This is a genomic window from Paenibacillus protaetiae, assembly GCF_004135365.1.
GTDB classification, from domain to species: Bacteria; Bacillota; Bacilli; order Paenibacillales; family Paenibacillaceae; genus Paenibacillus_AP; species Paenibacillus_AP protaetiae.
In genome coordinates this window covers 3,402,157-3,416,798 of sequence record NZ_CP035492.1, presented here as the reverse complement: position 1 = coordinate 3,416,798, position 14,642 = coordinate 3,402,157, and the positions used below count along the sequence as shown (strand labels likewise).

The following is a 14,642-nucleotide window of genomic DNA, read 5'->3' as shown; positions in this document are numbered from 1 at the left end:
CTCCTTTAATTGATTTTCAGCTTGCGGATCGCCTGATTAATCGCTTCCGAGAATACTAAGCCGATGGCGATCGCGCCGGAAATCATAAATGCTTTGGCCGCCAGCTGCAATGCCGTTTCATAATCGTATTCGACAAAGCTCCGCATGGCGTCATAAGCCGTTCCGCCCGGCACGAGCGGAATGATGCCGGCGATGCTGAACACAATAATCGGCGTTTTGTACACTTTGGCGCATATTTGGCTGATAACCGCAACGACGCAGGAAGCAAGCAGCGCGGCAATAATCGGATCAGCCGGCACCTCAAGGCACGAAATATAAATCAGCCAGCCAAGCAGCCCGACGAAACCGCATTGCACAACCGTTCTGCGGGGCACGTTAAACAATACCGAAAACCCCGCCGTCCCAATAAAGCTGGTCACCAGCTGTTCCAGCATATTCATCTTACCATCCCGCCCCGTTATAAAATGCAAGCACAAACGCGATGCCCGATCCAATCGCAAAAGCGGTCAGCAGCGCTTCCGCGCCTTTGGACAAGCCCGAAACAAAATGGCCCGCAATCAGATCGCGCACCGCATTCGTAATGAGCAAGCCGGGCACAAGCGGCATGACCGAACCAAGAATAATTTTATCCAGCTGGTTTCCTGCGCCGATCTGTACCGCCAAACAAGCGAGTACGCCGACTATAACGGCCGCCAGCAGCTCGGAGAACAGTTTGGCCTTGACCAGCCAATGGAAAAACGTAACCGAAGAAAGCGCCGCTCCGCCGATGACAAATGCCGCGGCAAAGTCCGCCCACTCGCCTTGGAACATAATCATAAAACAGCCGCTCGCAATGGCGGCGCACAGCAGCTTCACCCGGAAAGGATAACCTACCTTGGCCGTCTCCAGCTCGCGGAGCAGCTGGATGGCCTCCTGTACCGACAGCTGGCCCTGCGCAATCCGGCGCGATATATCATTGACGTCCGTCACCTTCTGCAAATCCGTTGACCGCTCCGAAATCCGGACAAGGCGGGTGCCGGAATCGGGCCCGTCGATGGAAAATATGATGCCCGTAGGCGTGACATAACTATGCGAACGTTCTCTGCCGCACGCCGCCGCAATCCGCATCATGGTGTCTTCAACGCGGTAAGTTTCCCCGCCGCTCTCCATCATAATCTTACCGGCAAGCAAACAAAGCTGCACAACTTCCCCGGTATCACAATCTGCTGCACTCAAACCTGCACGACTCCTATTCTTTATTAAACTTCATATGCGTCCATTATATCATCTTCAAAGGAATGGACAGGTGTCTTTTCCTCAGCCGAATCTGACCTAAGACAGCCGGACGCCGGAGCCGATTTCCTCCGGCGTCCGCCCGCCAAAGCCGACCGGCACATTACCGCTCTTCCATGGGGAGCCGGACAGCTGTGCTCAAGCCGTTGTTCAACAACGGCACGCAAAAAAAGGCGCCCCTGGCCGAAGCCATGAGCGCCTTTTCTTATGACGGGCTTAATCTTAGTAAGCCAGTGCAAACAAGCCGTGAACGTGCGACAGGTAACGGATGTTACTTGCTTCTTTCATCAGGGAAGCAGGCAAGCCTTTCAGCTGCGTGTTGTTTCCGCCGATGAATCCGATGCCGTCTTTGCGGCCCAGGCTCGCAAGCGTACCCGAGAATACCGGATTGAATTTGTCCATTACGCCGCCTTTAAGCAGTACGGACAGGTTGTAGCCGATCGTTTCGCCCATTTGCCAAGCCAGCTGAGCAGTTGGAGGATATGGACGGTCGCCGCCTTCCGGGAATACAACCGCGCAGTCGCCAGCTACAAATACGTCAGGATGCGAAGTCGATTGCAGCGTCGACGTAACCGTCGAACGGCCGCGGTCTTCGGCCAGACCGGACGAACCTACAACCGGATTGCCTTTAACGCCGCCAGTCCAGATGATCGTGTTCGATTCCAGCGTTTGGCCGTCTTTCAGCGAAACGGTGTTTTTCGTAGCTTCCGTAATCGCAACGCCTTGCAGGAACGTTACGCCGCGTTTCGTCAAGCTTTCTACCGCACGCTCGATCAATACTTTAGGGAACATCGGGATAATCGAAGGACCTGCTTCTACGCAGTAGATTTTGATGTCGTTAAAATCGATGCCTTTGGCACGGCAAATTTCAGGAAGCTTGTCGGCAAATTCGCCAACGAGCTCAACGCCGGTCAAGCCGCCGCCGCCAACCACGATTGTTGCGTCCGCTTTGTTGCCGGAAGCTTTGTAAGCGTCCAGGCGAGCTTCCACATGTTTGCGGATTTTGTTCGCGTCCGCAGCCGATTTCAGCACCATGCTGTTCTCTTCCAGCCCAGGGATGCCGAAGTAGTTCGTTTCGCTGCCAAGCGCCACAACAAGCGCGTCATATTTGTAGACCGTGCCGCTTTCCAGAACGACTTGCTTGTCGTTTGGCTTAATTTCTTTAACCGTGTCCACGACAACGTTAATGTCTTTGCCGCCAACCAGTTTGCCGAGAGGAAGCGCAACTGCTTTCTCATCAATCGTGCCGCCGGCAAGGCGGTGAAGTTCCGTAATGATTTGGTGGGTCGGGTATTTGTTAACGATCGTGATGTTCGCTTCAGCAGCCGTCAAATATTTGCGTGCCGTTTGCGCAGCCAATACGCCGCCGTAGCCGCCGCCCAAAATAAGAATTTGTTTCGACATAGTTCAGTCCTCCTCCTGTCCTAGTGTTGTTGTTTGCGTTCTGCCAATACGTTCAAGAAAGATTGGGCAAAACGAAGCGTTTTTTGTACTTCCGGATCTTTCAGCATTTTCAGCATGCCGAACAGGCCTACCGTTGCGCCTGCATCCGCTTGTGCGCGTTCGCCGGCTTCGATAGCGGCAGCCGCGATGCCTTTTGCTTTCTCTTGGACCGGTTTCACGAATTCACCGATACCGTGAGCGAAGTCGTTGATCAGTACTTTGTCCGTAGCGACGCTTTGTGCGAAGTCGTACGCTTTGGTAGCAAGCGTTACGATTTCAGCAAGCTTAGGAAGCGCGTCCACCAATACAGTCAGGGATTGCTGGACTTCCGGCTTCATCAGTTGATCAAGCACATCCAGTTTTTGTGTTTCTACAACAGCCGATTCTTGAGGAGCAGATGTTTGTGTCATAATAAAAAGTCCTCCTTTTGCGTAAATTCGGTTGCTGAACCCAGTGGAGTCAAGCACACGAAACATGTCTTTTCCAGATTAGTTTGTAACAAATTTCACATAATAGGGCATGATTACATCCAAGACCAAAACCATAACGCCTGCATCTGAGAAAATGACAACGTTTCGCGTGCACGACTCATAAGTCATCGAACCTTTATTTCTATTCTACACCTTTTCGTCCGAAAATTAAAAAAGAATTTTTTTCAAACCGCATATTTTTTGTCGAATGGTGCAGACGGCGGGACAATCGGCTTCATAACGGCGCCTGTCTGCTTATAACATATGCAGCGGCACACGATCTTATCATAAAGCCGCTGCGGGAATTGATACCTGCCGCTGCACTTGCGCGCGCCTGCAAGAAACCCGATGATTAAACAAAAAAGCTCTGCAAGAAGGAAATTCTTGCAGAGCCGCGGAACAGCATCACGTTATTTGATTTCAACAACCCAGCCGAACGGATCTTCCAGCGCGCCGCGCTGAATGCCGGTCAAAGTATCGTACAGCTTCGCGGAAAGCTCACCTGTGCTTCCATCGCGGATCGTAAATTTCTCGCCTGCGTACGAAATTTCGCCAACCGGCGAAATAACTGCTGCCGTGCCGGTGCCGAATATTTCTTCCAGCTTGTCGCTTTTTTGCGCTTCAACCAGCTCATCAATCGAAATTTGGCGTTCTTCAACCGTCCAGCCCCAATGCTTCAGCAGCTGAATGATGGAGTTGCGCGTAATGCCATCCAGAATGCTGCCGTTCAGGGCAGGCGTAACGACTTTGCCGTCGATGCGGAAGAAGATGTTCATGCTGCCGACTTCCTCAATATATTTCAGATGAACGCCGTCCAGCCACAGCACTTGCGAGTAGCCCTGCTCATGCGCTTCTTCCTGCGCTTTCAGGCTGGCTGCATAGTTGCCGGCTGTTTTCGCATTGCCGACGCCGCCTCTTACCGCACGGACGTATTTCGATTCCACGAAAATTTTGACCGGATTAATGCCTTCCGCGTAATACGAGCCTACCGGCGACATGATGATCATAAACATATATTTTTCCGAAGGGTTTACGCCAAGCGCAGACTCCGTTGCAATAACAAACGGGCGAATGTACAGCGATGTCCCTTCCTCCGAAGGAACCCAGTCCTGATCAATCAGAAGCAGCTCGCGGAGCGCTTCAAGCGCGAGCTTCTCGTCGATGGCCGGAATGCTCAGCCGTTCGTTGGAACGGTTCAGACGCTCGAAGTTTTTGTTTGGACGGAACGTCACTACGGTGCCGTCGGCTTTTCTGAACGCTTTCAGGCCTTCAAAGATCGTTTGCCCGTAATGGAACACTTTAGCGGCAGGGTCAAGCAAAATCGGCTGATAAGGCACGATGCGAGGACTGTGCCAGCCTTTGCCCGTCTCATAATCCATAATGAACATATGGTCTGTAAAATGTTTGCCGAATACAAGATTGCTGGAGTCCGGTTTTGTTTTAGGGTTTTTCGTCAGTTCCTTGGTGATTTCAAAAGACATTAACGGGTCATCTCCTCACGCGCTTGTCGCGATAGACTTATTTGTATATAAATCGTAACATAAGAGCTATCATATTTAAAATATCGGTTTTATACAATTATCATACCTTTATTGTATAAAGGAGGGCTGCCCATGGATATTCGCCAGCTTCGTTATTTTTTGGAAATTGCCGAGCAAGGCCAAATTACGCGCGCAGCCAAAAAATTGAATATGGAGCAGCCGCCGCTCAGCCGCCAGCTTCGGCTTATCGAAGAGGAGCTGAAGGTGACGCTGTTTGACCGCAACGGCAAACGCCTTCGATTAACGCATGCCGGCGAGCTGCTGCGCGAGCGCGCGGAAAATCTGCTTCACGAACTGAGCGAGACGGTCAAGGCGGTAAAAGAAATGGACGAAGGCATTACCGGCGAGCTGGCGATCGGTTCTGTCGTCTCCTGCATCTCCCTGCTCCCGCCCCATATCAAAACATTCCGTCAGCAGTATCCCCAGCTTACGTTCAAAATTGCCGAAGGCGACCATTTTCTGCTAGGCGAGCAGCTGGAGAAGCGCAGCATCGAACTGATTGTCGCCCGGCTGCCGTTCGAGGCTGCTTCCGAAGGGCAATGTTATGAGGAGCTGCGCCTGCCTTCCGATCCTTACGTCGCCGTCATTCCAAGCGAATGGAAATCCGGCGCGGAGCAATCCTCCATCACGATGGGCGAGCTGTCGTCATTCCCGTTTTTGTCGCTGACGACCGACCGGACAAGAGGCATGCATGAGCGGGTCGTCAAAGAGTTCCGCGAGCACGGGTATACGCCAACCATTATTTGCGAATGCACCAGTGTTGCCGTCATTATTGCGCTTGTGGCGCAAGGCATCGGCGCAACCGTATTTCCTAAGTCCGTCATGGAATCTTTCCCTCTGGATGCCATTGCAATGCTGGAAATATCCGATGCCGATTTTCAGTCCGAGGTCGGCATCATCTGGCTGCAGAACCGCTACCTGTCGCGCAGCGCCCGGCATTTTATCGAGATGTTCCGTACATTGCAGACATAAAAAAAGCAGCATGGCGGGAAACGCCATGCTGCTTTGGTCTTGTGAAGGATAGGCCCTGCGGGGATCGAACCCGCGACCTGATGATTAAGAGTCACCTGCTCTGCCAGCTGAGCTAAGGACCTTCAACATTCGTAAGTATACTACTTTTCGAAAGCCCGAACAAGTCCTTCGATCCAAAAGAGGCGATTATCCATGTAAAACACCGGGAAAATCCGGCTTATAATTCCTAATACTGCGGATTTCCCGGCGTCTGCCATTTGTTAGTAAGCGGTCCAGCCGGCATCCGCCGTAATGACGGTACCGTTCACAAAACTGGATTCATCCGATGCCAGGAACAAGGCAACTTTGGCGATCTCGGAAGGCTCGCCTACGCGAGGATTAACCGCCATGCCCGGCATTGCTTTGCTGATGCCGAATTCGTTAGGCGCGCTGCTGCCTACGCCAATATTGGTGTTGACGCCGCCCGGCGCAATGGCGTTGCAGCGGATGCCAAGCTGCGCGTATTGGTAGCCGACGTTTTTGGTCAGGCCGACAACCGCATGTTTGGATGCGGTATAAGCCGCGCCTGCGCGGGAACCGAACAAACCGCCAACCGAAGCGACGTTTACGATAACGCCGTGATTTTGCTCCATAAAGATCGGAAGCGCCTTGCGAATCGCCCGCATCGGGCCGGTCGTATTTACCGCAATAACCCGTTCCCATAATGCGTCTGTCAGCTCATGGGCCGGCACCATGCCGTCCATAACCCCTGCATTATTGACAAGAATATCAAGCGTTCCATAAGTGCCGACAGCCGTGTCGATCATCTTTTGTACGTCTTCTTCCACGGCCACGTTAGATACAACAACGGTCGAAACGCCTTGCTCCGCTTCGATTTGGGCTGCCGTTTGCTGCGCCGACTGTTCGTTCAGATCGGAGACGACCACCTTCGCACCTTCTTTTGCAAACAGCAAAGCGATTTCTCTGCCCATGCCGGAGCCTGCACCGGTTACGACTGCAACTTTTCCTTCGAGTTTCACCGCAATTCCTCCTCTTGGTATGGCATTGCCACATCGTTTACAATCTTATCGTGTGATAGTTGCCTTGAGACGGCAAAATATCGCAATAAATAGACATTTCGTACAATCGTCGGATAACGTACGCTTGTACAGCCCAAGTATAACGAATCGGTATCCGGCGTACAATCATCAACTTTTACAATGCTGTACGTTAATATACAAACAGTTTCAATCTGTTCGAAAAAAAAGAAAAAATAAAGGGGAATTGGATATGCCAGCCGACAAAAAACCGGACCGCCGGGTTTCCCGGAGCAAGCAGGGCTTAAAAGCCGCCCTGCTGGAACTGATGGAGCAGAAGCCGTTCTCCTCCATTACAACAACAGAAATTGTGCAGCGCGCCGATTTTAACCGCGGCACCTTCTATGCGCATTACGAACATAAAGAAGCGCTGCTGGACGATATTATGAACGACCTGCTGAAAGATTTGGTGATCGCGTTCCGCAAGCCTTACAAGCATGTCGATTCGTTCGAGCTAAGCACGCTTTCGGCTTCGGCAGTTGCTTTGTTCGATCATATTTACGCCCATGCTTCGCTGTACAAGCTGATGATGGACCAGCGGGTGCTTCCCGGCTTCCGCGAAAAAGTGTACCGGACAATGCGGGAGACCGCCAACCATGATTTAACGCCCGGACAAGCTTCGGTGCCGGAACGATTAAATGAAGAACTGTATTATGTGTATCAATACAACGCTTTATTGGGGCTTGCCTTCCACTGGATTCAGGAAGGCTTCCAGCACCCTCCGTCCTATATGGCGGAGCAGCTGGTCTTATTCCTGAACATGCGGCCAAGCAAAATGATCGTGAAGCATTCCGGCTGACTGCCGCCTATATTTCAAAAACGATGCCTTTTTTCCTCCGGCTTGCTGTATAATAGAAGCTTATGTTTGATGCAGTATAACAGATGGGGGAAATCATGTATCACGCGACAAGCTGGAAACAGCGCATTTCTTTGTTTTTTACAATTTTGCTGCCAATTCTCATTACCCAAATCAGCTACAGTCTGATGACGATGTTCGATACAATGATGTCCGGGCATGCCGGGACCGGCGATCTGGCCGGCGTAGCGATCGGGGCAAGCTTATGGATGCCTGTATCCATCGGGCTTAACGGCATTCTGATGGCCATTACGCCAATGATCGCGCAGCTGCTGGGCCGCAAGGAGAAAGGGCAAATTGCCCGCACAGTTACGCAGGCTCTGTATTTGTCCGTGCTGCTGGCCGTTGTGATCACCGGTGTTGGCGTTGTGCTGCTGCAGCCGGTATTGTCCATGATGCACCTGGAAGCGGATGTATACCGCGTCGCCACACGTTACCTCGGCGGGTTATGCATCGGCATTATTCCGCTGTTTGCGTCCAATGTCATCCGGTATTTTTTTGACGCGCAGGGTTATACGAAAATATCAATGTCGATCACTGTCATAGCCGTTCCATTTAATGTACTGCTTAATTATTTGCTTATATTCGGCAACTGGGGTTTTCCGAAGATGGGGGGCGTCGGCGCAGGTTATGCGACCGGCCTCACCTACTGGTTTATATTGCTGCTGAGCGTCGGGGTCGTCTTCCGCGTAGAAGCGACGCGGGGCTACAAGCTGTTCATCCAATGGTATACACCTTCCTGGCGGATGTGGAAGGAGCAGCTGTCCATTGGCGTGCCGATGGGCTTGTCGATTTTTTTTGAAGCAAGCATCTTCTCGATCGTAACGCTGCTGATGGGTTCGATGTACGATACTTCTACGGTAGCCGCGCATCAATCGGCCATCAATTTCACGTCGATGCTGTTTATGATGCCGCTCAGTATCGCTTCTACACTCACCATTCTGGTTGCGTTCGAGGTCGGCTCCGGCCGGCTTGAAGGCGCTAGGGCGTACAGCCGTTTTGGCGTAAGCACGGCAATCGGCCTGCTTGGCATAACCGCCGTTTTTCTTTATTTGTTCCGCGAGCAGGTAGCGATGCTTTATTCGAATGATCCTAAAGTCATTTCATTGATGATGCATTTTCTAGTGTTCGGCGTTTTCTATCAGCTGTCGGATGCGGCGCAAGCTTCACTCCAGGGCGTGCTGCGGGGATACAAGGATACGGCAGTGCCGTTCATGATTGCCCTTGCTGCGTATTGGGGCGTCGGCCTGCCGGCGGGCTATGCGTTTGCAGCATGGACTTCACTTGGCGCATACGGCTTCTGGGTCGGCATTATCGCCGGGCTGACCGGCGCGGCGGCCGGTTTTGCCATGCGGCTTGCCGCCGTGCAGCGCAAGGCGCGCAGGGAGCTGCAGCGCGCGTAGCAACTGCGGGGTCGCGGCGGGCATAGCCGCTGCGCGAACAAGCCGCCTTCACTGAAGGCGGCTTGTTCTATATTTAATTCCCGTACTCTTTCCAATATTTCGCTAAGCGTTCTTGGAGCGCAGCATCCAAATCTTTGCCGCCCTCCGCATCAATTTCAGACCATACGATGGCATCGGATAACGGCCCGCTGAGCCCTCTCCAGCCTCCTGCCATCCCCAGCTCGGGCAGCCATTCCAATTGGGAGTACCAACGCTCTGCATAATCTTTGACGCCTCCCGCATTTTTCACGATATACAAGTGATGCAGAATGCCGGCATCGTCCCGGTAACGGTATAAATAATAGCCTTTTTCCTGCAGGGCGTTCTTAATATTGATTCGGTGCCCGTTGACGCTTAACATCAGGCGTCCCCAAGATTTCTTGACAAGCCAAGGCCCGTCGCCGTCGCCGCCCATCCCCGCCGTACTGCCGTTCTCTTCTACCACGTAATGCAAAGTATCGCCGTTTGCAAACGTAACGGTTTGTCCTTTGCCGTGAAACAGGCTGTCGTACATCTTTTCAATGCTGCCGGATACGGCAGCATAAGCCGTTGCCGAGATGACAAGCGCCAGCGCAATGACAGACAGTGAGACCAGTATTTTGCGATAGAGGGGTTGTCCGTTTAGCTTTCGGGCCGGCTGGCTTACTTGACGGCTCTGCTGCTCAATGGCCAGCCGCATTTTTTCTTTCTGAGCCTCGTCCGGGACCATAATCTCAAAAAGCCGATTAATATGATTCATTGCCATAATAACCTCCTAAGCTTACCTTCATAAGCTTGCGTCCTTTCGCCAGCTGAGTTTGAATGGTGCTCTCCTTGCGCTTGAGCATGCCCGCTATTTCCTTGACTGAATACTCTTCAAAATAATAAAGATAAAGTACAATTTTATATTTGTCAGGCAAGGAAAGCAGCCGCTCAAGCACTTCTCCTGAATGGCCAAAGCTGTCGTCCATACCGGCTTCAGGCAAGTTCGGCAGCTCCGCTTTCCGCGTTCTCCACCAGCTTTTCAGCACATCTTTGCAGTGATTTCTGGCTGTTACAATCAGCCACGCTTTCTCGTGCTCGGTGTCAGCAAAGGCTATATCGGATTTCAACAGCTTCAAAAAAGTGGATTGAACGGCATCCTCCGCATCGGCCGGATTTTTCAAATACATGAAACAAATGCGGTAAATATTTTCTACATTCCGTTTATAAATGTCATCCATGCGTTCACCTCGTCTATATAAACACGATCGCAGAACAAAAAATATCCTTGCCCCTTCTATTTTTTTGCCCCTTATGGGGCTATATGAATCCGCGCAGAAAAAAGGCACCCGTCCGGATGCCTTCGAATGTGCCGATAGATTACATACAATCAAGACGGGTCTGTGCCAAAATGCGATAAGCAAGCTGGCTTCCGCATGCGACGGTGCGGCATACCGCTCAGCGCCTGCCGGCTTCGAGCCGGAGCAGGCGCTCCTTCATCGGCAGCCCGCCGCGGTAGCCGGTAAGCGTGCCGTCTTTGCCGATGATCCGGTGGCACGGCACCGCGATCAAGACGGGATTAGCGCCGATGGCAGACGCCACGGCGCGGACGGCAGACGGCCGGCCGAGCTTGCCGGCCAAGGCCGAATAGGTTTCCGTTGTTCCCGCGCCGACCTCTTGCAGCGCGCGCCACACTTCAAGCTGGAACGCCGTTCCCCGCAAATCCATGGCGCACTCCCACTCCGCGCTTTCACCTTGCAGGTAGCGCCGCAGCTGCGCTTTCGCTTCCTTTAACCGCTCCTCATCATGCACCAGCATCCCCTCCGGCATCCGTTTGGCCGCCCATGCCTCAAGCTCTCTCAAGCCCGCTCCAGGCGAGCCGACATAACAGATTCCTTTGCCGGTTGCGGCTACCACCATCGTCCAATCGCCATGCTCAAACCATCCCCATACGATCTGTTCCGGTTTATTTTGTTTCATGGTCCTGCTCCTTTCGTTCACGCCGGTATTCGGTTGGCGGCATGCCGGTTCTTCTCTGGAACAACGCAGAAAAATGCGCCGGATTCGGCAAGCCGACAGCCTGCCCGACATCCGCGACAGGCAAGCTGCTGTCCGTCAGCAGCTGCTTTGCTTGTTCAATACGGAGGCGGGTCAAATATTCAGCGGGAGTCATCCCGATTATTCGTTTGAATGTACGCTGCAAATGATAAATGCTGCGATGGAGCGCCGCAGACAGCACCTCAAGCGTCACCGGCTCCATATAATGCGCATCCAGCCAGCCTGCCGCCTGCTGAGCCCATTCTTCATCGGGCTGCCGCTGATCGGCGGGACCGCATCTTTTGCAGGGCCGGTATCCGGCGGCCAGCGCTTGGCCGGCCGTTGCAAACAGCTCTACATGGCTCCGGTTGGGCTGCCTGGAGCCGCATGACGGGCGGCAAAAAATGCCCGTTGTCCGGACAGCGTAATAGAAACGGCCGTTATAGCTGGCATCATTGTTGACGATCGCCCGCCACATTTCCTCGTTAAGCGCCATGGTCGGCAGCATAGCCGGTCACCTCCATCAACACTATACCCTAAACGGGCTGCCATCCGGTAGAACCCGCAATGAAAGCGCAAGATTACAAAAGCGGACAGCCGCCGGATATGGTACAACTAAAAGAAAAACGACCAATAAACGAGGTGTATGCGATTGCCGCTCTCCAGCTATCCTCATCCGGAGAACGAGATGGAGCTGGAAGCTCCCGTTCCGTTTGATTTCAATGTCAATTTGGACTACTTGCTCCGTTCGCCCAATGAATGCCTTTATCATATACAAGGCGGCGCCATCCATAAAGCAGCCATGCTGCCGGGCAGCAGCACTCCCGCCGTCTTCTCGCTCCGCTCCGGCGAAAGCGGAAACGCATTATCGGACCGCAAGCCCGGCGGCGGCACAAAACTGCACATCCGTCTGCAGTCCGCGATAGCGGACTGCCCTGCTGCAAAAGCAGCTCCGGCCGTCGGCCCGCAGCAGAGCATCCCCCGCGCGCAGCTTCAAGCCGGGCTGGCCGCTTATGTCCGGGACTGGCTGGATCTGGACCGCGATCTGCTGCCCTTTTATGCCATGGCGGAACAGGACCCGCTGCTCCGCCCGCTCGTCCAGCGTTACTACGGGCTGCGTATAATGGGCATTCCGGATTTATTTGAAGCCTTATGCTGGGGGATTATCGGGCAGCAAATCAATCTCCCGTTTGCGTATACATTAAAAAAAAGGCTGGTTGAGACGTTTGGAAGCAGCGTAAAAAGCGATGCGGGGCGTTTATGGCTGTTCCCGGAGCCGGAAACGATCGCGTCCTTGACGGTCGGTGATTTGACGCCGCTGCAATTGACGACGCGCAAGTCGGAGTATTTGATTGGCGTTGCCCGGCTTATGGCAGACGGGGAACTTTCCAAAGCGATGCTGCTCGAATACGGCGATACGCAAGCAATCGCCCGCAAGCTGACCGGCATACGCGGAATCGGACCATGGACCGCCCATTATGTCATGATGCGGTGCCTGAGGCGTCCGGACGCTTTTCCGATCGACGACGCAGGTTTGCATAATGCGCTTAAGGATGCGCTTGGTTTAGCGGCCAAACCGGACAAAGCACTCATTTCGAAGCTGGCATCCGGCTGGTCAGGCTGGGAAGCTTACGCCGCCTTTTATTTGTGGCGCCGCCTTTATTAATGCCTGCTTCTTCTGGTGCAGTTGTTTACCGCATCAGCGCTTGCGCGCTTCCGGCCCAAATCAATAAAAAAGCGGACAGCCCGGCGTCTTTCGCCTCTGTCCGCCCGCAATCCGCAGCCGTCAAAGCTCGCGTTTGTTAATTTGCTCCTGCGCCAGCCGGATCATTTCGCGGACCATCGTTCCGCCGATTTTGCCGCCTATCCGCCCCGCCGATTCCGTCGACAACCCGCCGTTATCGCCGGGTTCCAGCGGAATGCCCAGCGAGGAAGCTACTTCGTATTTCACATCATCCGGCCGCGAAGCGTCCACTGCATACCCTTCATGGCGCATTACATCGGCTTTAAACTGGTTAAGGCCTTGCCGGGCTTCAGGCACCAGCAGCCTCCTGTTGCTTCTTCTGCTCATGGCAGCCACCCCTTTCTTCTGTGATCTCCGTGCGGTTACGTTCTCATTTTTCCCTTGAACGGTTCAATTATGTTAAGATATCAGTACAACGAATTATGGAAAAGAAAGGGAGTTAAGGCTCATATGAAGAATGAAATCATTGAACGATTTACCGCATATGCGCGGGTGGACACGCAATCCAACGAAGAAAGCGATACTTGCCCTTCCACTCCCGGCCAGCTGGCGCTTGCGCGCATGCTGGTTGATGAGCTGAACCGCATCGGCATGACCGAAGTAACGATGGACAGCAACGGCTACGTTATGGCCACGCTTCCGTCCAACACGGACAAAACCGTGCCGGTGATCGGCTTTTTGGCTCATCTGGATACGGCAACCGACTTTACCGGCAAAGGCGTAAACCCGCAAATTGTAGAGTCGTATGACGGCGGGGATCTTGTGCTGAACGAGAAGCTTTCCGTCGTGTTATCCAAGCAGGCTTTTCCCGAGCTGGCGAACTACAAAGGGCATACGCTCATTACGACCGACGGCACGACGCTGCTCGGTGCGGACGATAAAGCCGGCATTGCGGAAATTATGACCGCCATGGACTATTTGATCAAACATCCGGAAGTGAAACACGGCAAAATCCGCGTTGCGTTTACGCCGGATGAAGAAATCGGCCGCGGACCGCATAAATTCGACGTGGAGGCGTTTGGCGCCGAGTTTGCCTACACAATGGACGGCGGACCGCTTGGCGAGCTGCAATATGAAAGCTTTAACGCCGCTGCGGCGAAAATTACCATTAAAGGAACTAACGTGCACCCCGGCACCGCCAAAGGCAAGATGGTCAACTCCGCCAAAATCGCCATGGCGCTGAATGCCCGCCTCCCTCAAGAAGAGGCGCCGGAATATACCGAAGGCTTCGACGGATTCTATCATCTGTTGTCCGTGAACGGCGACGTTGAGCTGACCAAAATGTATTACATTATCCGCGATTTCGACCGGGAAGCGTTCGAACACCGCAAGCATAAAATGGTGCAAATCGTAGAGGAACTGAAAGCCGTCTACGGCGAAGAGCGGATCATCCTGGATATGCATGACCAATATTACAACATGCGCGACAAAATCGAGCCGGTAAAACAGGTTGTAGCTATCGCCGAAACCGCGATGCGGAACCTCGGCATCGAGCCGGTCATCGAGCCGATCCGCGGCGGTACAGACGGCTCCCAGCTTTCGTATATGGGCTTGCCTACGCCGAATATTTTTACCGGCGGCGAAAACTACCACGGCAAATTTGAATATGTGTCGGTAGACAATATGGAGAAAGCCGTCCGCACCATTATTGAGATTGCCCGCTTATTCGAGGAGCAGGCTTAACGGCAACGCCGGCGGCGGCTCTGGCGCGGGGCATTGCCGAGCTTGCGCGGCGGCTCCGGCGCAAAAGCAACAACTGCAAAAATGCAGGTTATTTCTCGCGAACCCTCTCATTTCAAGCCAACAAATGCAAAAATGCAGTTGTTTC

16 protein-coding genes and 1 tRNA gene are annotated in these 14,642 nt (G+C 53.2%); 5 read left to right on the top strand and 12 right to left on the bottom strand.

Annotation, left to right across the window (positions count from 1 at the left end; translation table 11 throughout):
* Nucleotides 1-5: 5 nt before the first annotated feature.
* The 5 genes from ET464_RS15820 to ET464_RS15800 all read right to left on the bottom strand — a co-directional run bounded on the left by ET464_RS15820 (nucleotide 6) and on the right by ET464_RS15800 (nucleotide 4,666).
* Complete coding sequence (locus ET464_RS15820) at nucleotides 6-440, bottom strand: threonine/serine exporter family protein (RefSeq protein WP_129442516.1); 435 nt, start codon at nucleotides 438-440, stop codon at nucleotides 6-8.
* Nucleotide 441: 1 nt separating this feature from the next.
* On the bottom strand, nucleotides 442-1,152 hold the full coding sequence (locus ET464_RS15815) for a threonine/serine exporter family protein (RefSeq protein WP_244226777.1): 711 nt from the start codon (nucleotides 1,150-1,152) through the stop codon (nucleotides 442-444).
* A 342-nt stretch (nucleotides 1,153-1,494) separates the two neighbouring features.
* Nucleotides 1,495-2,676: an NAD(P)/FAD-dependent oxidoreductase gene (locus tag ET464_RS15810; protein ID WP_129442511.1), complete on the bottom strand. Its 1,182-nt coding sequence runs from the start codon at nucleotides 2,674-2,676 to the stop codon at nucleotides 1,495-1,497.
* Between the two features lie 20 nt (nucleotides 2,677-2,696).
* Nucleotides 2,697-3,125, bottom strand: a complete 429-nt coding sequence (locus ET464_RS15805; protein ID WP_129442508.1) for a helical membrane plugin domain-containing protein — start codon at nucleotides 3,123-3,125, stop codon at nucleotides 2,697-2,699.
* A gap of 470 nt (nucleotides 3,126-3,595) precedes the next feature.
* On the bottom strand, nucleotides 3,596-4,666 hold the full coding sequence (locus ET464_RS15800; RefSeq protein WP_129442506.1) for a branched-chain amino acid aminotransferase: 1,071 nt from the start codon (nucleotides 4,664-4,666) through the stop codon (nucleotides 3,596-3,598).
* A 132-nt stretch (nucleotides 4,667-4,798) separates the two neighbouring features.
* On the opposite strand from ET464_RS15800, the gene ET464_RS15795 reads away from it, so the two are divergent.
* On the top strand, nucleotides 4,799-5,698 hold the full coding sequence (locus ET464_RS15795; RefSeq protein WP_129442503.1) for a LysR family transcriptional regulator: 900 nt from the start codon (nucleotides 4,799-4,801) through the stop codon (nucleotides 5,696-5,698).
* 49 nt (nucleotides 5,699-5,747) lie between these two features.
* Here ET464_RS15795 and ET464_RS15790 read toward each other — a convergent pair.
* Nucleotides 5,748-5,820, bottom strand: a tRNA-Lys gene (locus ET464_RS15790).
* Between the two features lie 138 nt (nucleotides 5,821-5,958).
* Nucleotides 5,959-6,669, bottom strand: a complete 711-nt coding sequence (locus ET464_RS15785; protein WP_244226776.1) for an SDR family oxidoreductase — start codon at nucleotides 6,667-6,669, stop codon at nucleotides 5,959-5,961.
* A 298-nt stretch (nucleotides 6,670-6,967) separates the two neighbouring features.
* Here ET464_RS15785 and ET464_RS15780 point away from each other — a divergent pair, with 298 nt between their 5' ends.
* Both ET464_RS15780 and ET464_RS15775 read left to right on the top strand, forming a co-directional pair.
* Complete coding sequence (locus ET464_RS15780; protein WP_129442498.1) at nucleotides 6,968-7,573, top strand: TetR/AcrR family transcriptional regulator; 606 nt, start codon at nucleotides 6,968-6,970, stop codon at nucleotides 7,571-7,573.
* Between the two features lie 95 nt (nucleotides 7,574-7,668).
* The gene (locus ET464_RS15775) at nucleotides 7,669-9,033 is read left to right on the top strand and encodes an MATE family efflux transporter (RefSeq protein WP_129442496.1); all 1,365 of its coding nucleotides are present in this window, start codon (nucleotides 7,669-7,671) and stop codon (nucleotides 9,031-9,033) included.
* 73 nt (nucleotides 9,034-9,106) lie between these two features.
* Here ET464_RS15775 and ET464_RS15770 read toward each other — a convergent pair whose 3' ends face one another.
* The 4 genes from ET464_RS15770 to ET464_RS15755 are packed head-to-tail and all read right to left on the bottom strand — an operon-like array spanning nucleotide 9,107 to nucleotide 11,578.
* Nucleotides 9,107-9,811, bottom strand: coding sequence for a hypothetical protein (locus tag ET464_RS15770; protein WP_129442493.1), 705 nt, complete (start codon nucleotides 9,809-9,811; stop codon nucleotides 9,107-9,109).
* Nucleotides 9,798-10,457 carry an RNA polymerase sigma factor gene (locus ET464_RS15765; protein WP_244226567.1) on the bottom strand — a complete coding sequence of 220 codons (660 nt, stop codon included), beginning with the start codon at nucleotides 10,455-10,457 and terminating at the stop codon, nucleotides 9,798-9,800. The genes ET464_RS15770 and ET464_RS15765 overlap by 14 nt, the downstream gene beginning before the upstream one ends.
* Nucleotides 10,458-10,491: 34 nt before the next feature.
* Entirely contained in the window at nucleotides 10,492-11,013 is a 522-nt protein-coding gene (locus ET464_RS15760) for a methylated-DNA--[protein]-cysteine S-methyltransferase (protein ID WP_129442490.1), read from the bottom strand.
* A complete protein-coding gene (locus tag ET464_RS15755; RefSeq protein ID WP_129442488.1) occupies nucleotides 11,000-11,578 on the bottom strand; it encodes a bifunctional transcriptional activator/DNA repair enzyme AdaA in 579 nt (192 codons plus the stop codon). Before ET464_RS15755 ends, ET464_RS15760 begins: the two co-directional genes overlap by 14 nt.
* Before the next feature lie 138 nt (nucleotides 11,579-11,716).
* Here ET464_RS15755 and ET464_RS15750 point away from each other — a divergent pair, with 138 nt between their 5' ends.
* Nucleotides 11,717-12,736, top strand: a complete 1,020-nt coding sequence (locus ET464_RS15750; protein ID WP_425271732.1) for a DNA-3-methyladenine glycosylase family protein — start codon at nucleotides 11,717-11,719, stop codon at nucleotides 12,734-12,736.
* Between the two features lie 120 nt (nucleotides 12,737-12,856).
* Here the strand turns inward: ET464_RS15750 and ET464_RS15745 are convergent, their stop codons facing one another.
* Nucleotides 12,857-13,141, bottom strand: a complete 285-nt coding sequence (locus ET464_RS15745) for an alpha/beta-type small acid-soluble spore protein (RefSeq protein ID WP_129442485.1) — start codon at nucleotides 13,139-13,141, stop codon at nucleotides 12,857-12,859.
* 123 nt (nucleotides 13,142-13,264) lie between these two features.
* On the opposite strand from ET464_RS15745, the gene pepT reads away from it, so the two are divergent.
* Entirely contained in the window at nucleotides 13,265-14,497 is a 1,233-nt protein-coding gene (gene pepT, locus ET464_RS15740; protein WP_129442482.1) for a peptidase T, read from the top strand.
* Nucleotides 14,498-14,642: the final 145 nt, after the last annotated feature.